This window comes from Heyndrickxia sp. NPDC080065 (assembly GCF_050281185.1).
Classification (GTDB): Bacteria; Bacillota; Bacilli; order Bacillales; family Bacillaceae_C; genus Heyndrickxia.
Map to the genome: position 1 here is coordinate 259,765 of NZ_JBNNWS010000001.1, position 21,346 is coordinate 281,110.

Annotated in this window: 16 protein-coding genes and 1 riboswitch; of the genes, 5 read left to right on the forward strand and 11 right to left on the reverse strand. The window is 35.8% G+C overall.

Annotated elements, in window-relative coordinates; genetic code table 11:
- Window positions 1–40: 40 nt before the first annotated feature.
- The 3 genes from ACQKP0_RS01210 to ACQKP0_RS01220 form a co-directional block, all read right to left on the reverse strand.
- Window positions 41–1,699, reverse strand: coding sequence for a hypothetical protein (locus ACQKP0_RS01210; protein ID WP_427403981.1), 1,659 nt, complete (start codon window positions 1,697–1,699; stop codon window positions 41–43).
- Window positions 1,699–2,481 carry an ABC transporter ATP-binding protein gene (locus ACQKP0_RS01215; RefSeq protein ID WP_427404164.1) on the reverse strand — a complete coding sequence of 261 codons (783 nt, stop codon included), beginning with the start codon at window positions 2,479–2,481 and terminating at the stop codon, window positions 1,699–1,701. Before ACQKP0_RS01215 ends, ACQKP0_RS01210 begins: the two co-directional genes overlap by 1 nt.
- Window positions 2,482–2,764: 283 nt before the next feature.
- Window positions 2,765–3,079, reverse strand: coding sequence for an MGMT family protein (locus tag ACQKP0_RS01220; protein WP_427404165.1), 315 nt, complete (start codon window positions 3,077–3,079; stop codon window positions 2,765–2,767).
- A 118-nt stretch (window positions 3,080–3,197) separates the two neighbouring features.
- A riboswitch (PreQ1 riboswitch) is annotated at window positions 3,198–3,242 on the forward strand.
- 8 nt (window positions 3,243–3,250) lie between these two features.
- On the opposite strand from ACQKP0_RS01220, the gene ACQKP0_RS01225 reads away from it, so the two are divergent.
- Window positions 3,251–3,736 (forward strand): QueT transporter family protein, encoded by a 486-nt coding sequence (locus tag ACQKP0_RS01225; RefSeq protein WP_427403982.1) that lies wholly within the window; start codon window positions 3,251–3,253, stop codon window positions 3,734–3,736.
- Window positions 3,737–3,848: 112 nt separating this feature from the next.
- Here the strand turns inward: ACQKP0_RS01225 and ACQKP0_RS01230 are convergent, their stop codons facing one another.
- The 7 genes from ACQKP0_RS01230 to ACQKP0_RS01260 all read right to left on the reverse strand — a co-directional run bounded on the left by ACQKP0_RS01230 (window position 3,849) and on the right by ACQKP0_RS01260 (window position 14,424).
- The gene (locus ACQKP0_RS01230; RefSeq protein WP_427403983.1) at window positions 3,849–5,219 is read right to left on the reverse strand and encodes an MATE family efflux transporter; all 1,371 of its coding nucleotides are present in this window, start codon (window positions 5,217–5,219) and stop codon (window positions 3,849–3,851) included.
- A gap of 35 nt (window positions 5,220–5,254) precedes the next feature.
- Window positions 5,255–7,435, reverse strand: coding sequence for an ATP-dependent helicase (locus tag ACQKP0_RS01235; RefSeq protein ID WP_427403984.1), 2,181 nt, complete (start codon window positions 7,433–7,435; stop codon window positions 5,255–5,257).
- A 256-nt stretch (window positions 7,436–7,691) separates the two neighbouring features.
- Window positions 7,692–8,642: a phosphotransferase enzyme family protein gene (locus ACQKP0_RS01240; RefSeq protein ID WP_427403985.1), complete on the reverse strand. Its 951-nt coding sequence runs from the start codon at window positions 8,640–8,642 to the stop codon at window positions 7,692–7,694.
- Window positions 8,643–8,686: 44 nt separating this feature from the next.
- The gene (locus ACQKP0_RS01245; protein WP_427403986.1) at window positions 8,687–9,274 is read right to left on the reverse strand and encodes a histidine phosphatase family protein; all 588 of its coding nucleotides are present in this window, start codon (window positions 9,272–9,274) and stop codon (window positions 8,687–8,689) included.
- Window positions 9,275–9,630: 356 nt separating this feature from the next.
- Window positions 9,631–10,890: an exo-beta-N-acetylmuramidase NamZ family protein gene (locus ACQKP0_RS01250; RefSeq protein ID WP_427403987.1), complete on the reverse strand. Its 1,260-nt coding sequence runs from the start codon at window positions 10,888–10,890 to the stop codon at window positions 9,631–9,633.
- A gap of 60 nt (window positions 10,891–10,950) precedes the next feature.
- Entirely contained in the window at window positions 10,951–12,624 is a 1,674-nt protein-coding gene (locus ACQKP0_RS01255; protein ID WP_427404166.1) for a serine hydrolase, read from the reverse strand.
- Window positions 12,625–12,648: 24 nt separating this feature from the next.
- A complete protein-coding gene (locus ACQKP0_RS01260) occupies window positions 12,649–14,424 on the reverse strand; it encodes a glycoside hydrolase family 3 protein (protein WP_427403988.1) in 1,776 nt (591 codons plus the stop codon).
- Window positions 14,425–14,822: 398 nt separating this feature from the next.
- Between ACQKP0_RS01260 and ACQKP0_RS01265 the strand changes: the two genes are divergently transcribed.
- Window positions 14,823–16,517 (forward strand): M4 family metallopeptidase, encoded by a 1,695-nt coding sequence (locus tag ACQKP0_RS01265; RefSeq protein WP_427403989.1) that lies wholly within the window; start codon window positions 14,823–14,825, stop codon window positions 16,515–16,517.
- A gap of 66 nt (window positions 16,518–16,583) precedes the next feature.
- Here ACQKP0_RS01265 and ACQKP0_RS01270 read toward each other — a convergent pair whose 3' ends face one another.
- Window positions 16,584–17,540, reverse strand: coding sequence for a c-type cytochrome (locus ACQKP0_RS01270; RefSeq protein WP_427403990.1), 957 nt, complete (start codon window positions 17,538–17,540; stop codon window positions 16,584–16,586).
- 302 nt (window positions 17,541–17,842) lie between these two features.
- Between ACQKP0_RS01270 and ACQKP0_RS01275 the strand changes: the two genes are divergently transcribed.
- From ACQKP0_RS01275 to ACQKP0_RS01285, 3 genes are all read left to right on the forward strand, one after another.
- On the forward strand, window positions 17,843–18,190 hold the full coding sequence (locus ACQKP0_RS01275; protein WP_427403991.1) for an ASCH domain-containing protein: 348 nt from the start codon (window positions 17,843–17,845) through the stop codon (window positions 18,188–18,190).
- 778 nt (window positions 18,191–18,968) lie between these two features.
- Window positions 18,969–20,159 (forward strand): chromate transporter, encoded by a 1,191-nt coding sequence (locus tag ACQKP0_RS01280; protein WP_427403992.1) that lies wholly within the window; start codon window positions 18,969–18,971, stop codon window positions 20,157–20,159.
- 168 nt (window positions 20,160–20,327) lie between these two features.
- On the forward strand, window positions 20,328–21,272 hold the full coding sequence (locus ACQKP0_RS01285) for an aldo/keto reductase family protein (protein WP_427403993.1): 945 nt from the start codon (window positions 20,328–20,330) through the stop codon (window positions 21,270–21,272).
- The last annotated feature ends 74 nt before the right edge of the window (window positions 21,273–21,346 follow it).

Genomic DNA, 21,346 nt, shown 5'->3' on the forward strand with positions numbered 1-21,346 from the left:
GGTTTGACATTTCTGGACAAGAGACCGACCCTTTGTCCCTCTAAAGGTTTAACGAGTCTAGGGTCAATCCCCGTTTTAAGGAAATTTTCCAAACGATTAAGTTAATAATGAATGTAATGATGATGTTTATATAGATTCCGTAATGAAATGTTATGCTCAAATAGTGAAGTCCTGCAAAAATGCCTATTGGAATGAATAGGAAGAAGACTTTCCATCCTTCACTTTGCCCGACAGTTTCAAATGCTTCTGAAAATGGGACCGCTTTTTTCAGAACTAAGAAGCAAATCATCGTATATAAAAATGAATTGATTAAAACGATGATTAACTCTGGGACAATCCTTATACCAAAGATTACGATAAAAACAATACTTAATAGTAGGAAAACAGGAACATAGAGTTTGACTAAGAAGGCTTTTAGCGTCCCTTTAAATAATACGGAATAGTCCTTTATTGGCAAGGTTTTATAAATCCATGCCCCTTTGTATTTTCCCGAATATCGCAACATCATGACGATAGTTGGGATAATGATCATGCTGAAATATATGGTTAAATACGAATTCCCAGTCGATAAGTCCTTATAACTTCCCTCTCTCATCGAGGTGAAAATAAAAATAAATGGAATGACGAAGGAGAAACCTAATGAAGGATATACCTTCAATTTGAAATCACGCTCTTGTCTCATCATAAGACTAGTAAAACGAAAAAATGCTTTTTCATCCTTACTCTTGCAAATCAATCTTAAGAACCAATCTTTCCATTTTCTCCGCTTTTTCTCTTTCGTGTTGCCTTGGCTTGATAGTTTTTGTAGATTTTTTTCAAATGCCGGTACTAAACGGAGATAGATCCAAAATGCTATCAATGGAACGAGTAGTGCCAAACTTGAGAAGGTAATATTGAACGATGAAACCTGACCATTCACCAGCCATTCAAATGGTGCTGCGTACCACATTGGAATAATGAACACATGCCACCATTTTGGATTAAGAACAAAATCGAAGTTAATGATTTCAAACGATCGGATGAGAACTTGATAACCAATCATGAGTGCTAAAGATAGGCCAATTTGGACGTAATTAATCAAATCCTTCAGCTTTTCACCATCGAAAAACCTTAGGATAAAGATATACAAAAGTGCAGTAATTACTACAATTAACAAATCAACCAATATTAGTTCGATAATACCAATGATAAAAAACACAATTCCATGCTTAAATAAACCAACAATCATTGGGATAGCTGCGATTGAGACTGTAAGGAAAATTAAATAGATGCTAATATGGACAAACTTCGCTACACTAATAGTTTTTCTGTCAATTGGTTTTGTGTGAAGGATATTTTTATCTCGAACATCCAGCAACACCGAGGAAAAGTCAGAAATCATCGATGTCATAACCATAAACATAGTAATCCCAAAAACAATACTCATTTGAAACATATAATTGTTTCCAAATACGATAAAGGGAATCGTAAAAAGTCCAATGATTACATAAACCCAAAGTGATTTAATAAAGCCGTTCCCGTCTTTTGTTTCTTTCCCTTGCTTCTTTCTTGCATTTTGATTGAATATGGTAGGTACTCTTCTTTGATCCATCATGAGTTTCACTTGCAAAATCTTCCTCATGACAAGATAATTGACACCCATTTTTTCAAACAAACTTTTGAAACGATCAAGAACTTTTAATGTCCGGAAATCTTCCATCAGCACACCTCTTGAACGATAGATACAAATCTTTCACCAATCTCTTTATGCTCATGAAAACCAGTTAGCTGATTAAAGATTTCCTCCAGCGTCCCTTCCTTGTTTTGATTTTGCAGATCTGCAAAGCTTCCGTCAGCAACAATCTTTCCACCATTCAGCAATATAATTCGACTACTGATTTTTTCAACGACATCCATAATATGCGACGAGTAAAAAATGGTTTTCCCTTGCCCAGCAAGCTGACCCAATATCTCCTTAAAAATCATGACACTATTCGCATCTAGCCCATTAATAGGCTCATCTAAAAATAAGATTTCTGGATTATGTAATAGGCTTGAAATAATTAAAAGCTTCTGACGCATCCCTTTTGAATAAGAGGAGATTCTAGCATGATAGACTTCCCCGACACCGAACAATTCCATTAATCTCTTTGCCTTGTAATCTACAAATTCAAATTCCATTCCATATAATTCTCCGATAAAGGTAAGATACTCATGCCCAGTCAGGTTATCATATACTTCTGCAATTTCAGGGACATACCCTATTCTTTTCTTGTATTCTATTTTTCCATCAGATATATCATTACCAAACAACTTCACTTCCCCAGTGTACCCTTCCTCAATTCCAAGAATAATTTTTACCGTCGTACTTTTTCCTGCTCCATTCGGTCCGATATACCCGATAATTTCTCCTCGAGATACATGAAGGTCAATTCCCTGTAAAACTTCCTTAGAACCGTAGTTTTTTCTTAAATCTTTTATGGTTAAAATTTCTTCCCCTATCACCCAGGTCACCTCCGCAAAATTTCCATTTATTTTTATTTTAGCATAAACTTCCTTATTTTTATTAGGCTCTTTTCTGAAACATTGTTGCTTTCTGCAACAAAGTAAAAATCGGCTGAGATTTTACGAAGTAAATATCTAGTAGGATTTTTACGGTTATTTACTACTTTCATAATGAGTATGGGATGATGAAAAGAGCACGAAGCCTATTTATTTAAGGATTAGAGCTATTTACGAAAAGCAACAATCTATGCGAAAACAGCCTTTTATTAAAAAGGATTTATTAAGTACTCTCAGGCCAAAACTGGAATTGTTCAAGATTAATTGCTCCATTAATTTTAAATTCAATTCCTTCGCTTTCTAGAGAAAGCTTTTGTATTTGAAAATATTCATCATCTTGAAAACCGATCATACCTTTTGAATTAACGACCCTATGCCATGGCAGACGGTGTTTTTTACTCATCGTATGCAGGATTCTTACTACTTGTCGTGCTCCTCTTGGACTGCCGGCTAATGCAGCAATTTGACCATAGGTCATCACTTTTCCTTCTGGGATATTTTGAATAATTTTAATGACATTTTCAGTAAATGGTTTCATTTTGGTCCTTTCTTTTATATAAAGGTTATTTTGTTCGGAATGATGCATAAAATTGGATGTTAGTAATGATTGACGAACATTCATTGCATATTATATTATTATAACTTGAGTGTTTAAGGAAGACGTGGTTCGAAACCATCCCACGATAAAAAACTAAGGAGAGAATTGAATATGAAAGTGAAAACGCTTGTAGTGAATGGAATTATTGCTGCATTATATATTGCAGTGTCTTTTTTCATCCAGCCTTTTGGATTTACCAACATACAGTTTCGTTTATCTGAAATGTTTAATCATTTAGTGGTGTTTAATAAGAAATACTTTTTTGGAATTGTATTAGGTGTGATTCTTACTAATTTATTTTTTTCACCAATGCGTGCGTATGATCTCGTATTTGGTGTTGGACAATCGATTATTGCTTTGCTGATTACAATTGTCGTTTCTCGTTTTATTAAAAATATTTGGGCACGTATGGTTGTAAATACGATTGTCTTTACTGTTACGATGTTCTTAATTGCAATCGAGCTTCATTTGGCGTTCGATTTGCCATTCTTATTTACATGGTTAACTACAGCAGTTGGCGAATTCGCTGTTATGGCTATTGGTGCACCAGTTATGTATTTCTTACACAAAAGGGTCGATTTTAAACGTCAGATATAAATAAATTTTACAAAACCCCATTCAAAAAAATGAATGGGGTTTTGCTATATATTCTCTTATTTATTCGGTAAATTTTGTAAGATTGGTCGATAGATAGGGGAGACAATACATCCTATACAGCTTCTTTTATCTCCACACTAGTAAATTTACGTTTCTGAATGTAAATAAGCCTTAATGATAATCCAATGCCTGCTGCAAGTAAGCCGACTGTTAAACCAATCCAATATCCCGGAGCTCCTAGCTTTGTATAATTTGCCAATAGATAACCAACCGGAAGACAAATTAGCCAATAGGCAACCAAGGTCATAATAAAAGCAATATTTACATCCTTATACCCTCTTAATGCAGCCTGAGCGGTGGCTTGAATGGCATCGGAAATTTGGAAAAATAATGCGTAAATTAAAAAGTGTGCCGTTAAGTTAATAACAGCTGTTTCGTTTGAATAAAGACCTGCGACTTTATAACGGAATAGAACAACAAGTAAACCCGTAATAAGCGCAATTAATACAGAAAGATTAATTCCTAGCCAGCTGTAAGTCTTTGCGTCTTTATTGCGCCCAGCACCTACTTCATATCCGACTAGAACTGTTAAAGCAATAGAAACACTTACAGGTACCATATAAAGGAAAGAAACGATATTTAATGCAGACTGATAGGCTGCAACTGTTGTAATGGTAAATTTACTTATTAATATCGTTACTAGAGCAAACATACCTGTCTCAAAAAATGTCGAAAGACCCATTGGCACACCAATTTTTAATATTTCCTTACACTTCGCCATTGAAAATTCTGTAAATTTTGAGAAGACCCTGTAAGAAGAAAATGGATCTTTTGCCCTTACTATATATGCTGTCATACCTGCTATTACCCAATAAGTTATCGAGGTAGCATAGCCCGCTCCTGCACCGCCTAGTTCTGGGAAGCCCCAATATCCATAGATCAGTACATAATTTAAAAAGAAATTTATTGGTAAAGATGCAATCATAATAACCATAACTATACGCGTTTTTCCTAAAGCGTAGATAAAAGACCTTAACACATTAAAAATAAATAGTGGAAGGATTCCAAAACTAAGTCCGACCAAATAATCATGTGCAGTTGCCTGAACACTAGAAGGTAAATCCATTTGGTCTAATAAAGGGTTTAAAAGAAAAAAACCAAGTATGATGACCAGTACTGAAATAGTAATAGATAAGTATATTCCATTCACTACAGTAGATGATATTTCTTTATTTTTCTTTTCTCCATAACGCTGAGCCACAATTGGAGATACCGCCAGCAGAATTCCACTTAGCCCGAGAAAAATCGGATTCCAAATGGATGAACCAATCGCAACTCCTGCCAAATCGGAAGAATTGTACTTCCCAGACATTATGGTATTAAAAAACACCATTGAAAACATACTTAATTGTGTAATTAAGATAGGAATTAATAATATTAATATTTGCTGGATTTTTTCTCGCAAAGAATATGTTTGCTTCATAGATCGTTACTCCTAGACTTAAATAATTTATGAATCTATGTTATTGGTTCTAATAATCCCATCTCCATACATGTTGGGATAGACAACGTTTTGGTGCCAGCTTGGAATCGAATGTTGATGTTATCATCGGCAAGCTGTACGATTTCTCCTTTCCCAAAAACTCTATGCTTTACAGAAGTTCCTAATTTAAGCTGAGCATGATCTTTAATCGCATTTGGGTTATTGGGAATTTTCGACTTATTCGTGCCTGTCTGTACCTTTGTTTTTTCATTTGGTGGGTGAATAATATGTCGTACATTCCTTACAAATGGAGAAGTTTTTGCAGGGCTGCCGTTTTTTACTTCGTATGAAAGCATTTCCAGATTCAGCTCTGCTCGAGTCATTCCTACATAAAATAGACGCACTGCTTCTTCCATCAATTCCGTCTTTCCCTCATCATACATTTTTGTTTCCGCCTTTGAAGGGATGATTCCGTCCACCAAATCAATCATGTAAACTCGTTTAAACTCTAAACCCTTTGAACTATGGAAGGTAGATAGCGTGACGACATTTTTACTCTTTTGATATTTTGACGTTTTCATCACGGATTCCAAATGCTTCAAGCGATGAGCAAAGTCCTCCATCGTTTCAAGTGAATCCGCAATCTCCTCCAGCGTATTTAAAATACTTAATAGATATTCCAAATTAAAGCCCAGTCTTTCGCACATTTTCTCAAGTGCCTTATCGTATCCTAATTCATGTCGAATGAGGCGAATTACTTGGAGTGGAGCCATTCCCTTCATATCCTGAAATACCTTTTTGCATGTTTGCAGCTGCTTCACTTGATAATCCTTTAAAGGTACGAACTTGATAAGGTTATCAAAAACGGATTGCTTGTTAACGATATTCTTTAGTGCTGACATTTGCTGTTTCGTAATATATCCGTTAAATTTCGTGTGTATTTTATCTAAAATATCGGTTCGTTTGTCATTAAAGCTGATCCTCATAAAATTTAAAATATCTTCGACTACCCAATGAGAAAAGAAACGATTATCTGAATCTTTTATATAAAAAGGAATACCGGCACGATCAAATTCGTTGATTAAACTAATAGAAGATGAATTATTACGGTATAAAACCGCTACATCACGATAATCCAAAACTTTCGAAATCTCTTTCACCAAGTATTTTGACTGGTATTTATAGTCTGAAAGACGTTTTATAACGATCGGTTTATGAGAAGGATTTTCTGTAAACATGTTCTTGTTATAACGATTTTTATTTCGTTTAATGAATTGGTTGGCAACATCGACGATATCTTTTGATGACCGATAGTTTTGCTCCATCATAAGGATGGTCGCTTCTGGATATACTTGTTTAAAATCCAACAAATATTGTGGTTCAGCAGCACGCCAAGTATAAATCGATTGATCATCGTCCGCAACGACGCATAAGTTTCTATGTTCTTGTACAAGCTTCTCTATTATGGCATGCTGGACCATCGATGTGTCTTGACTTTCATCCGTAAGAACGTAATCATACCGTTTTTGGTATTTGCAAAGAAGTTCTTTATCTTCCTCCAATACGCTATTCGCTATGGTAAGCATATCATCATAGTCGACTAAAAGTTTTGGAGAACTAGTCTGCTTAAACTTTTCATATTCTATTAAAATTTGCTCTGCTTTTGGAACATCACATGATACGGATGACCATTTTTGTTTTGGAATTAATTTGTTTTTAATAAAGCTAATATAGGTCATTAATTCATCTAATTGGTCATCGGTAATATTCTCACTAACCATGCTTTTATATAATTCTCGCAGAATCAGCTTTTTATTTAACGGAGGGTTACTTTTATCAACAATATTTACTCCTTCAATCAATTGATAAGCTATCCGGTTTCGCTGAAAGTGCTCGCGTACAACTTCAAAAGCTAAACTATGAATCGTTGAAAAATCAACAGGCTGAAGTGCAGGAAAAAAACGTTTAAAGCGATCAACCATATCCATCGCCGATGCCCTGCTAAAAGTAACGGCCTTAATCCTTAATGGATTGACTCCTTTTTCTTCAATTAAATAACCAATTTTCATAATAATCGTTGTGGTCTTTCCTGAACCAGGTGCCGCTAGAAGAAGTAGAGGCCCCTCATTTTGCAGAACGGCCTTTTTTTGGATATCATTTAGTGAAACTCCCAATTGCTTCTGCTTGGAAATAAAAAAATCTTCCCCTGAACTCATTTGATAAACCTCTCTATTATTAATTTCACTTATTATAGATTAGTATAGCCATTTTTATCTATCCATATAATATAACATAGAATTATTTTCGTTTTTCTTTGTATTTTCCATTATAGACTCTGCTGCCTAATTTAGACCGGCTTTTATTTTTTTTGGACCGTTTCTCAAGTTTTTTGGGTGATTTTTTTGCCAAAAATCAGACATTAGGAATTTCGTTTAATACTATAATTAAACTTAATAAAAAAACTTTTCTTCTTTATATTATGGAAAAATTATTTTCTAAACGAATTCGATAATGATTTAGAATTCGAACTTGTTCCTCACTTAATTTGTCTTTATCCCAATACATATGCATCAAATGATATTCAAAGATTTCTTTAAGTTTTAAGAACAATGGAAAATGCTCTAGCATTTCAGATGGAATATTATTTTCCATTAAATAACCCTCAAATATTGATTCAGTTATCGCATGACCATAATCTTTGATATTCCCATTTCCTGAAAAAGAGAATTCTAAGGCTGAATAAATAGGTACTACTAAATCATATAAATAATAATGTTTTTCACAATCTTGAAAATCGATCATAGTAATTTTTGATTGGTCATCAACAAGGACATTTTCTAACCATAAATCAGCATGTAGCAAGCCATATGTAGTGTTATTCTTTTGTAATGCTTGAACTTTTGCAAAAATAGCTTGACTTAGCTCTCTAATGGTTGCTTCTTCTTCAGGGATATACTTCAAAAATTGATACTCTTCATTTTCATACCAATCCCTTAAGTGATCAATCGATTCTTTTTGTTCATATTGCTTGGTAATCCGATGCATAATACCGATTTGGCGGCCAAGTTCTTTAAAAATTTGCGGCCCCCACTTTGAACGTGGCAAATGAATTCCTGGAGCCGCCTTATATAATACGATTCGTTTTTTCTCAGGGAACATGCCAGTTTCAATGATATTTCCTTCTAAGGAATAAATTGCAGGAGAAACACCGACACCATGCTCGAACAAATAATTTGTCCATTTTACTTCTTGAAATTGTTCTTCATATGTTTTGTAATTGGTTATGCGAGCATAGTAATCAGAATTTATACCGCTGCAATGCCACATTTCATTTGTTTTTCCCTCTACATAATGTATTTTAACTGGGTATTTTTCATTAATTACTTTTAAAATGATTTCTTCTTTACTTAATACGATCGTCATTATAGGCACCCTCCAATGTTTAAGTTATACGAACTTTCCGACTATTAAATTCGAACATTTACCATTAAATCTTTATTCCTTTCCCATACTCTGTGAATCTCTAATAATTTCATATCATCAAAGATTAATTGATAAATATCCGGCATATCAAGTTCCTTCCAAAAATGATAATCATATCTATTGTCAAAATGATTTATCATTAACGTCATGATATTGCCATGAGTTCCTATTACAATATTTTTCCCCTTATACCTAACTAATACTTGCTTTATCGCTTCTATTCCTCTTTTTTGTGCGATTAAATTTGACTCCCCACCTTTCCAGTAAAAACTGGGCTCTTCCCATACTTTTCTGATTGCATGACGAAAATCTTCGACAGGATTTTCTGATAAAACTCGTTCTTTAAATCCAGTATTTATTTCAACCTCTTTATCTATGTATTTGGCTATTCCTTCAACTGTTTGTATCGCTCTTTTATATGGACTAGAAATAATATGGTCAATTCTTTGATTTTTGAGTAAATCGGTAACGATTTTTGCATCCTCCCATCCAGATTGTGATAGAGGTCTTCCTACTTCGTCAGGAGTATAATCTGAATGGGCATGACGGACTAAAAATAAATTTGTTTGCATGATTGATCCCCTTACTTAACTTATAATTACTATTTTATTTATACAATATTAACCTATATTTCTATGCTTTAATAGTTGCTTGCCCATGTCTCCGTTATGTGTGCCCTTTCCTTTTGTTTGTGTTACCTTTTTACCATTTTTCGTGCCCTTTCTATGATTTTACGTGACCCTTATTTACTTTTGCGTGACCTCTAGCTGGTTGTGTGCCCTTTCCTTTTGTTTATGTTACCTTTTTACCGTTTTTCGTGCCCTTCTATGATTTTGCGTGACCCTTATTTACTTTTGTGTACCCTTCACCCACTATGTTTTTATTTGAATAAAAAAACTGCCAGTGATCCTAGCAGTCATTAAAAAATTTAATAAAGTAAATAATTCTTCCTCTTTTTCTGAAATGCTTTTAGTTCAGACTTCCATTGGTTTTCAATTTCTTGTAATGAGGTTCCATTGTTGATGGCTTTACGTACCCAGCCATTTCCGATCAGTTGGTCAAAATAGGATATTCCGTTACGATCTTCCGCGCGGAACTCAAATTGATCTGGATAGAGATCGTGAATGGTTTTGACGATTGCTATCCCTGTCTTAACGGATTGATAGGCATTCCGATCGGTAATATGAATTTGAATTCCGCCGGATAGTTGACCGCTAAATTTTGAGGTTGTTGGAGTAAAATAAGCAGCCCTAAACATGACACCTGGAAGCTTGAGATTATTAAGTTTTTGCGCTAGTTCTTCTCCATCAATAAATGGCGCACCAATGAGTTCAAATGGCTTTGTTGTGCCTCTTCCTTCAGAAACATTTGTACCTTCTATAAGTGCTGCACCCGGATAGACAAGTGCAGTATCTAAAGTTGGCATATTAGGTGACGGCAGCACCCATTGAAGGGAGGTCTCATCATAGTACATATCTCTTTGCCAACCTTTCATTTTTACAACCGTTAGATCAGCGCCAATTTTAAATTCTTTATTAAAATACTTCGCTAACTCACCCACTGTCATCCCATGCTGCAATGAAATTGGATACATTCCAACAAATGATGAGTATTTAGATTCGAGCACCGGTCCTTCTACCTTTGTGCCTCCAATTGGATTAGGACGATCGAGTACGATAAATGGAATATTGTTTTCTTTTGCCGCTTCCATAGCATATGCCATTGTATAAATGTACGTATAAAATCTTGCACCAACATCTTGAATATCAAAAACAAGAACATCGATATCTTTCAACATTTCAGGTGTAGGTTTCTTTGTTGTCCCATATAAGCTATATACAGGCAGACCTGTTTTTTCATCGATATAAAATGGAACATAAGCACCTGCCTCTTCACTTCCTCTTACACCATGTTCAGGTCCGAAAAGTGCTACAAGATTGATATTTTTATTATTATAGAAAGAATCGGCAATACTTGTTAATGAGTGATCAACACCTGTCGGATTAGTAATAAGACCTACTCTTTTTCCTTTTAATAATTTGACGTTATCTTTTAGTAAAACCTCTACTCCAAGTTGAAAGGTATTCTCTTTATGTTTTTTATTAGGTTCAGTTGTTTTTGCAATAGCTGAGGATAGGCAGGAAATAGATAAAATAAATGCTAATAAGGCAACAACCCATTTTTTCATAAAAGATTCTCCCCTCTTAATAGGAATAGAAGCGGGACTGTTTCTTCCCGCTTCCCTCAATTAGCGATTACGCAGTTCCCAATCTGTACTATGAAACTGGACTTTAACGTTTTTACCTTTTGTCTCAATTTGCGGATCTAATACGTACCATCCTCTTCCATTTACTATCGGATCTGTCTCATATTGAAAACGAATATATTTCGTTCCATCCGGCAGTTCATAAGACATCTTTTTCCAATTCACACTTGAGCCATTCAAACTTGTTCCTAGTTCAGTCCAATTGTTGCCGTCTTTTGATATAACCACTTTTCCGTAGTCACCATCCTCTTCGAGTCGATACCATGTTTGAAATGTTAATGTCGATGGCTTTTGAATGTTTACTTCAGCTTGTAAAATGGCTTTTTTGTTATCACCGTATCCAGCAAACCAAGCTTTATTTTTCCCTGGGATGGAAACTGGAATGGCATCTGCTGCTTGACGTGCTACAAGTCTGCGTGTTTGATTAGTTGAAACCGTATTACGAGTTGGGTGTACACGGTTTGTTAATAATATAACAATGGTCTTATTTTTAGGACTTATAACCAAGGAAGTACCTGTATATCCTGTATGCCCCATCGTATTAGCATCTGCAAATCCATCCATATACCAACCTTGATTTAGTTCAAAGCCAAGTCCATGATTATCACCTGGAAATGCTTGATTCATATTTTGCTCCATCAATTTTATGGTGGAAGCTTTTAAAATACGAGCATGACCATATTTTCCTTCATTTAAAAATGTCTGCCCTAAAATGGCTAGATCCTTCGCAGTCGAGAATACACCTGCATGCCCAGCAACACCGTCTAAGGACCAGGCCTTTTCGTCATGAACCTGCCCCCAAACGAGTCCTCTCCCGAGCAGTGGCTGGTACTCTGTAGCTGCAACTCTAGACTTTAATGATGCAGGCGGATTATACATCGTATCATTCATACCGAGAGGTTTTGTAATATGTTGTTTTACATATACATCCTCTCTTTGACCAGTTAATCTTTCGACTAGGACTCCTAGTGTGATCATATTTAAATCACTATACGTATACGTAGAACCAGGTGGATTGACAAGCCCATGTTTCAATACAATTTCCAACCGATCCTCTCTCGATGTTCCCATATTATAGATTGGAATCCCCGGCTCATATCCGGAGGTATGAGTCATCAGTTGGCGAATCGTGACCGCTTGTTTGCCATTCTCCGCGAACTCCGGAATATATTTAGCAACTGGATCGTCCAGTTTAAATTTGCCTTCTTCATATAACTGCATCGCTGCAATAGTGGTGAAAAGTTTACTAATGGAAGCTATATCAAATATCGTATCTTTTTTCATCAAAATAGGCTGATCGGATTCTGTAAACTGGTCATCCTTATATCGATACGAATATCCATATGCTTGTTCTTTAACTGTTATCCCTTTTCTTGCTATATGAACGACTGCACCAGGCATCACTTTTTGGCCAATCGCATCATTCATAACCTGATCGATTTCATTTAAAGGTGTGGAGACCATTCCAGCTGCCTCTGGTGAACCAGTATGGAGTACCTGAGATGATGCACCGGGATGGTCCCATGGAGAGTTAGTCGGTACATGGTCCTCTATCTTACTAGCCACTACTTTATTTGGAGATGAATTAAAAATATGACCTTGAGTTGAGAACCAAAGTGTTGTACTTAAAAGAGCAATCGAAACTGTTTTCAGCATGCCTTTTTTCAAAATAATTCCCCCCTATTTATATTGAAGACCAAATCCAAATTGATAAAGCCCCGGTATGGTAATTGGTAGCTTCCCGCTTGGATTGACTTCTCCTACTAGTACTTTTGCCAGTGCGCGTGTGGAGATATCACGATTACCATAAGTTAAAATATTCGCATCCACATTAGGAAAAGCCATAATATCATAAGGGTTTCTCATCGATGCAATGACAACGGGTTTACCCGTTTGTTTCAAAGCTTTGACTAGTAATTGTTGGGCATTATTGGTATTCGCTGTATATGTTGTAACAACGATTATATCGGCATTTTGCGCACGTGTTACGGCAGTCTGAATTTGTTCTGTCGTAGGTGATGTACTGGTACTAAAATCTGATGAACGTAAACCTTTTTCCAAAAGAATGTCTGATAGCCTTTCGGAGTTCGCTGAGGCAGGTCCCGTCACAAATACGTTTTTACCTTTTTTAAGTGGTAGAACATGATTTTCATTTTTAATTAGTGTGATACTTTTTGTAGTTATTTCCTCTGTTGCCTTCAAGTTTTCCGGCAAGCCGATTTTTTTAATGGAATTATTTTTTGTAAATGGATCTTTAATAATGCCTCGTTTATATTTAGCGAGTAAAATCCTAGTGACGGATTGATCTAAACGTTTTTTTCTAATTTTCTTAGATTTCACTGCTTTTAGCATTGCTTTGTAAGCATCCTCTACATCAGGTGGATTGAGTAAAATATCTGCACCTGCATCAAAAGCAGCAACTGGAATTTGATCAGCAGGCAGAACATCTGCCCCTGACATATCTAAACTATCCGTGATAATTAAACCATTATATCCAAGCTGATCACGAAGTACTCCAGTCATAATCGGTTTCGACAATGTCGCAGGCATTCCCGATTTATCGAGTGCCGGGACGACAATATGAGCTGTCATAATGGCATCAATTCCTGATTTAATTGTTGCTTTAAATGGCTTTAAATCAATTTCGTTCAACATTTTCTTATCATGATTAATAATAGGGAGGCCGTAATGTGAATCAACATTTGTATCTCCATGACCTGGAAAATGCTTTCCTGTTGCAATCACATTTTGATTTTGCAAACCAGCTACTTGAGCAGTTCCTAATGCTGCAACAAGATCTGGGTTTTCAGAGTAAGAACGTACACCGATTACTGGATTTTCTGGATTAATATTTACATCTAAGTCTGGCGCGAAGTCCATATTAATTCCAAGACTTTTTAACTCACTTCCCGTGATTTCCGCGGCTTTTTTTGCATAGGAAGCAGATCCTGTTGCCCCAAGCGCCATATTCCCAGGGAAAACGGTCGCAGGTTCAGTGACACGTGCTACAATCCCACCCTCTTGATCAGTTGATATAAATAATGGAATATTGGATTTTTGATTAACAGCAATCTTTTGCAAACCGTTGGAAAGAGATTGAACTTGACTTGAATCTAAAGGGGTACCGATATTTTGTGACCAGTTGAAATAGATGACTCCTCCAATATGATATTTTTCAATGATTTCTTTAAAATTCGCCCCTCCACGTTTTGAATTAATATTCGTTTCAGCATAGTCTGGATCAGTAGGAGTTTTTCCATATGCATGAACGATAAATAGCTGCCCTACTTTTTCCTCAATCGTCATTTGTTTTACTTTACTTTTGACCCATTTCTTTGCGATTTTTTCCTGATTCTCCTTTGGTTTGTCTTTTGCATGTGTATAGTTTGCGTGTGGCAATACAAGAGAAAAAAGCAGCAACAAAGCCATTGTGAGCATCCCCAACCTTTTAGCCATTTGTTTCCTCCCCTTTTGCTTGGAATTTTTTTGAAAGCTTTTTCTTAATTATAGTGTCTATCATCACCTGAATTTTTGTCTATACAACTTTTGTACTCTTTTATTTTAAATTTTCATAGTTTTCAAAATTTAAATCTATGTCTATTCTCATACTAGATTTTCTCAAATAAACGGAAATCATTTTGTTAAAATGCTTTAATAATATGAATCAGGCTTAGAAAAAATGTAAAGTTAAGTTCAATTCATTGGTAATAAACCTACTCACAAACTAGTGCTTTATTAGTTTCAGAGGTTATTAATGCCCAAAAATCAACTAAACTAAAAATAGTCTGAAAGTTACTATTATTCTATCAATTTATCTATTACACTTAACTTATCTTGATAGAGGAGGAGATTGAATGAATAAAAAATTTGTCATACCAATGCTTTTGTCAGCAACTTTAATTGGTGGATCTTTCACAGCCGGTTCAGCATATGCGATCCAAGCCGATGATTCAGGTAATCAGATTGTCAAACAACTGGGGGTGCAAAAAAGCTTGAAATATGATAAAAACCATTCAGTTTTCGCTAAAAAACTTGGAGTTAACAAAAAGAAAGATACGAACGCAATCAATTATGTTGAACAAAATAAGCAAAAATTAAACATGAAAGATCCAGGTAAAAATTTAAAAATCAAAAGAATAGAAATTGATAAATTTGGAATGACTCATGTTCGTTTGCAACAATCAAAAAACGGTCTCCCGGTTGAGGGAGTGGAGGTCATTGTCCATTATGATAAGGATGGGACAGTCCAGACAGTAAATGGACAATACAATAATGATATTGCAGATGCATCTATTGATACAAATGCAACCATTTCTGTTGACAAAGCTCTTGAACAGGCAAAGAAAGCTGTATCTGCACCTGAAGTATTAGACTATGATCCAACACACGATCTCGTTGTATATCCGTTTAACGGAAAAAATTATTTCACTTATAAAGTGAATCTTAATTTCCTTGGTGAACAACCTGGAAATTGGGATGTCTTTATCGATGCAAAAACCGGTGAAGTTGTCGATATGTATAACGAATTAATGCATGCCAATGATTATCAACCAATGAAAGGAATGGGTACTGGTGTTTTAGGACAGAAACGTGAGCTGCATATTTCTAAAAAGAATGATCCTAAATCTGGTAATGGAACGATGTTTTATCTAAAGGATATCAATCATGAACATTTAGGCGGAATTACAACATATGATTTTAAGAATGAATTTGATTCAAGAACAAACCCGCTTCCAGGTGTTTTATTCACAAAGAAGAATAATTCTTGGAATGATGATTATGATCGTGCAGCAGTCGATGCCCATTATAATTCCGAAAAGGTGTATCATTATTACCTTGATCAACACGGGCGCAATTCTTTAGATGGAAACGGAATGGAGATTAAGTCTACTGTTCACTACGGAAGCAATTACAACAATGCATTTTGGGACGGCAGGCAAATGACTTATGGAGACGGTGACGGGCAATTTATGATTTCCCTTTCTGCAGGCCTTGACGTTGCTGCACATGAAATGACTCATGGTGTTACCACCCATACAGCAGGATTAAAATATCGAAACCAATCAGGTGCGCTCAATGAAGCATTTTCTGATATTTTCGGTGCATTAGTAAATGAAGATAGTTGGGAAATTGGAGAAGATATCATGGCTCAGGAATCTAAGGAATCTGGAAGAACAGCCCTTCGAAGCATGAGCAATCCTAGTAAATTCCCAGTAAACGCTAGTTATAAACCTTATGGAAATGGCAGTGGTGTCTATCCGAAGCATATGGATGAATATTATAATCTCCCGCTTAATCTTGATAATGGTGGAGTGCACGTAAATTCTTCCATCATCAACCATGCTGCATACTTAACAGGGGAACAGATTGGAAAATATAAGCTTGGACAAATCTACTACCGTGCTCTAACTGTCTATCTAACTCCTGATTCTAATTTCAGAGATGCACGCCAAGCACTAATCCAGTCAGCAATTGATATTTACGGTGAAAACAGTGATGAATATAAAGCAACAAAAGACGGACTAGACAAAGTGGGAATTACAGAATAATTCGGAACTTAGAATCCTCCTACTGATTTTAGCAGGAGGATTCATTTTTTTAATAATAGGGACTTTTTATTGTGCTTCCTTCAATACATCATCCCAATTAATCGTTCCCTTTTTAATTTGTTCTCTTTTCTTCTTATCTATAACATCATTCGGTTTTCCGCCATTTGGCCAATCTTTATTATGTCCCTTCCATTCTGGACGATCTTTTGAAAGAATAAAAGCAGCTAAGTCTACAGCTTGCTGATTTGTTAATGATCCAGCTTGTCCTGCAGGCATATTTCGTTGAATGTATCCTGCCAATTGGGTTAAACGAGATAGTCCTGCTCCATCATTAAAAGAATTATTCCCCCAAAGAGCAGGTCCACTATTTGTATTTGTTCCAGATCCATCTGCAGCATGACAAGCAACACAGGATTGTTTATAGAGGGAATCCCCATCATTTACATTAGGTTTAGGGACATTTTTCATTTTATTTTGCCCTAACCAAGGCAATTCTGGCTCACCTGTTGGAATCCCTTTGGAAATATAACTCAAATACGAAACAATTGCTCTCATATCTGCACTATTTTCAGGTATTTCTTTTCCATTCATACTTCGAACCATACAACCATTTATACGGTCCTCTATACTCATGATCTTCCCCTCTCTTGGTCTATATTGAGGGTATTTAGCGGTTACACCGACTAATGGAGAAACACTTTGTTCAAGCCCAGCTCCTGCATGACAACTTGAACAAGATAATTTATTCCCCACATAGCCATCTAAAACCGAATTGGTTTCATTGACAATCTTATATCCGCGTTTAATCGCATCCCCGTCAGGTCCTTCAGGAACAGCATCCATATTTGGGGGATTATATGCTAAGGGGTCAGGAATGTTCTCTGAATTTTGATTAGCGTTTTCCGAAACTACAGGTTGTGCCCCATCAACAATTCGATCAGAAATTTTGAGTCCGATCCAAAAAGCAAATATAACAACTAAACCACATGAAAGTATTACACTAGCTATTTTCAATACTCTCACTCCTTCCTCTGTTTAACTAAATTGTATACACCCTCCTAAATTACATCTGTGATTTATATCACACACTATGATGAAACAGATCATCATTAGAAACATTGTCAACAATCTGTCACCTTCTTTCGATATTTCCTAAGAAACAAAATTTTGATTGACATATACTAAGGAGTTAATTTGGATGAGGTTAAGAACATTGGTTATTATATTAATGGAAAATTTTTAAACATTTAAATGGTCGCAGTGATTTCCTCAGAAGAAAAAGGAGTAATATATTATAGAAGAAATAAAATGAAAGGAGTTTTTTTATGAAATACCAAAACGAACAGCCACTTCCACCAAAAACATGTACAATTGAGCGACTTGTCACAAAGCCGTCAGATGTTAACAAAGTAATTGAAGGCAAAAAAACAGCTACACGCAGAAATGGAAGATATGCAGATGTGGGTGAAATAATGGTTTTAAAGGGCAAAAAATTTAGAGTTGAAAGAGTTTATTCTCAAACATTAGGAGAACTGACGAACGCAAACGCTCGTCAAGAAGGCTATGATTCGGTAGAAGCTTATAAAGAAGCAATCTTGTCCTACCATCAAAAAATGCCCTGGCTTCCGGAAATGCGTGTATGGGTTCATGAGTTCAGTTTATTGAATGAGTAAAAAATAAAAATACAAAGTCGGCCCTCAAATAAACAGTCCGCTTATCCGGATAAATGATATGATATCGATAAAGCGAACAAAATTCAAAATATCTATACCAAAGCCCCGGTATGATATAGATAAAGCGAACAAAATTCAAAATATCGATATCAAAGTCCCGGTATGATATCGATAAAGCGAACAAAATCCAAAATATCGATATCAAAGCCCCGGTATGATATCGATAAATCGAACAAAATCCAAAATATCTATATCAAAGCCCCGGTATGATATAGATAAATCAAACAAAATTCAAAATATCGATATCAAAGCCCCGGTATGATATCGATAAATCGAACAAAATCCAAAATATCTATATCAAAGCCCCGGTATGATATCGATAAATCAAACAAAATTCAAAATATCTATATCAAAGCCCCGGTATGATATCGATAAATCGAACAAAATCCAAAATATCTATATCAAAGTCCCGGTATGATATAGATAAATCGAACAAAATCCAAAATATCTATATCAAAGTCCCGGTATGATAAATGGTCCCAAAATCAGAAAAAATGGTCTGCTCTAAATAAATTGGTCCGCTGTACTATAAAAAGTATTGTCTCATTCGCTTATTCCGTTCAATATTCACCTATTAAAAGACCATCCACCTTTTTAATCAAAACATCTTACTATGAAAATATCACTATTTTCATTATCTTTACTTAATATTAACATTTAATATGAATTTTCATTTTATAATGAAATGATGTGATCAAAAATTATAAGATGTGAAAAGGTGAAGCAAACTTTTAGGGATCAAATTTATAGGTTATCTGAAATACTATGGATATCTACTAAGCTCGGTTTAACTTCGTTTGGCGGGCCTATTGCACACCTAGGATATTTCCATGAAGAATATATTCGAAGAAGAAAATGGCTAGATGAACGCAGTTATGCAGATCTTGTTGCATTATGCCAATTCTTGCCGGGACCAGCCAGCAGTCAAGTAGGAATCGGTATAGGTGTATTACGAGCTGGTGTATTAGGTGGTATTGTTGCATTTTTAGGCTTTACCCTTCCTTCTGTAATAGCTCTTATCTTATTTGCTTTAATAGTAAATGGATTAAATATCATGGACACAGGTTGGATACATGGATTAAAAATAGTTGCAGTAGTTGTAGTCGCCCAAGCAATTATCGATATGGCAAAAAAACTGACCCCAGACTTAAGAAGGAAAGCTATAGCCATTTTTGCATTAGTCGGTACTTTAGTTTGGCAATCAGTATTTACACAAATAAGTATTATCCTGATTTCAGCTTTCATAGGTTACCTTTTTTTTAATAAAAGTGAAACTAAAGTAGAATCAACGATTTCGGTACCTTTGTCACGTAGATTTAGTTATATTTGTTTAACTCTTTTCATCGGGTTATTAATCATCCTGCCAATTCTTAGAGAAATAGCTTCATATAAATGGCTGGTACTTTTTGATAGCTTTTATCGTTCTGGTTCGCTTGTATTTGGTGGAGGACATGTTGTACTCCCACTGCTTGAACGTGAATTTGTGCCAACAGGGTTGATTACCAAAGAAAGCTTTTTAGCCGGATATGGTGCGGCCCAAGCTGTACCTGGCCCATTGTTTACTTTTGGAGCATATTTAGGAGCGATTATGAATGGCTGGATGGGAGGTCTTTTGGCAACGATTGCTATCTTTTTACCAGCATTTTTGTTAATTATGGGTACTTTACCGCTCTGGGATTCCCTTCGCAGGAACCCGAATTGTCAAGGCGCATTTTACGGTGTCAACTCATCTGTTGTAGGTATTTTAATTGCTGCTTTTTACACACCAATCTGGACCAGTTCCATATTTACTTCAATTGACTTCGCATTTGGTGCCATTCTTTTTTCAATGCTTGTTTTTTGGAAACTCCCTCCATGGCTGATTGTTCTAACAGGTGCTGTCGGCGGATACCTATTGGGATTTCTTTGATACAGTATGTGTAGATTATTAATAGATAAATGTTCAGTTGTCAAAAAAATAAGGACCTTGAGTCGAATATCCTATATTTTTTTCCTCTGATACCAAATTATAGACACCTCTCATCTTCCTATAGTAATCTTAATTTGGAGTCACGAAATTTTTAAGGAGGGGTATGGAATGGAGTATCGTCGATTAGGAAAAACAGGCTTAAAGGTAAGTGAAATTAGTCTTGGCAGTTGGCTTACATATGGTGGCTATGTGGAAGAGAAAAATGCAACAGCCTCCATAGACAAAGCCTATGATCTTGGAATTAACTTTTTTGATACTGCTAATGTTTATAAGCGCGGGGATGCAGAAGTTGTTGTAGGAAAAGCTCTTAAGAAGTTTCAAAGGGACTCCTATGTGCTTGCGACGAAAGTATTTTGGCCAATGGGTGAAGGACCAAATGACAAAGGTCTCTCTCGAAAGCATGTGATCGAGCAATGTCATGCAAGCTTAAAACGTCTAGACACAGATTATGTGGACATTTATTATTGCCATCGCTTTGACCCTGAAACACCTCTTGACGAAACACTCCGTGCACTTGATGATCTTGTCCGTCAAGGGAAGATCCTTTATGTAGGTGTCAGTGAATGGACAGCAGAGCAAATTAGTGAAGCCGTTCATATTGCTGATAAAAAGCTGCTTGACCGTATTGTTGTAAACCAGCCACAATATAGCATGCTTCAGCGTTATATTGAAAAAGAAGTGATTCCTGTTTCTGAAAAACATGGCATCGGCCAAGTCGTTTTCTCCCCTCTTGCCCAAGGTGTACTTACAGGAAAATACAAAAAAGGTCAGGCTGTCCCCAAAGGAAGTCGTGCCTCACAAGAAAACCTTAATACTTTATTTGGACTGCTGAATGATGAGAACTTGGATAAAGTAGAACAACTAAATGAAGTAGCTTTAGATCATGATCTAACATTGAGTCAATTAGCATTAGCATGGATTTTACGTCAAAACAATGTTTCTAGTGCACTTGTTGGAGCTAGTCGCCCTGAGCAATTGGAAGAAAACGTAAAAGCATCTGGTGTCAAGCTTAATGAAGAAACCCTTTCCAGGATTGAAGATATTTTAATATAAATGAAGTAAATCCCCTGCCAAACAGTTGACAGGGGATTACTATCTTACATATTTAATTTTTTTCATACAAAAGC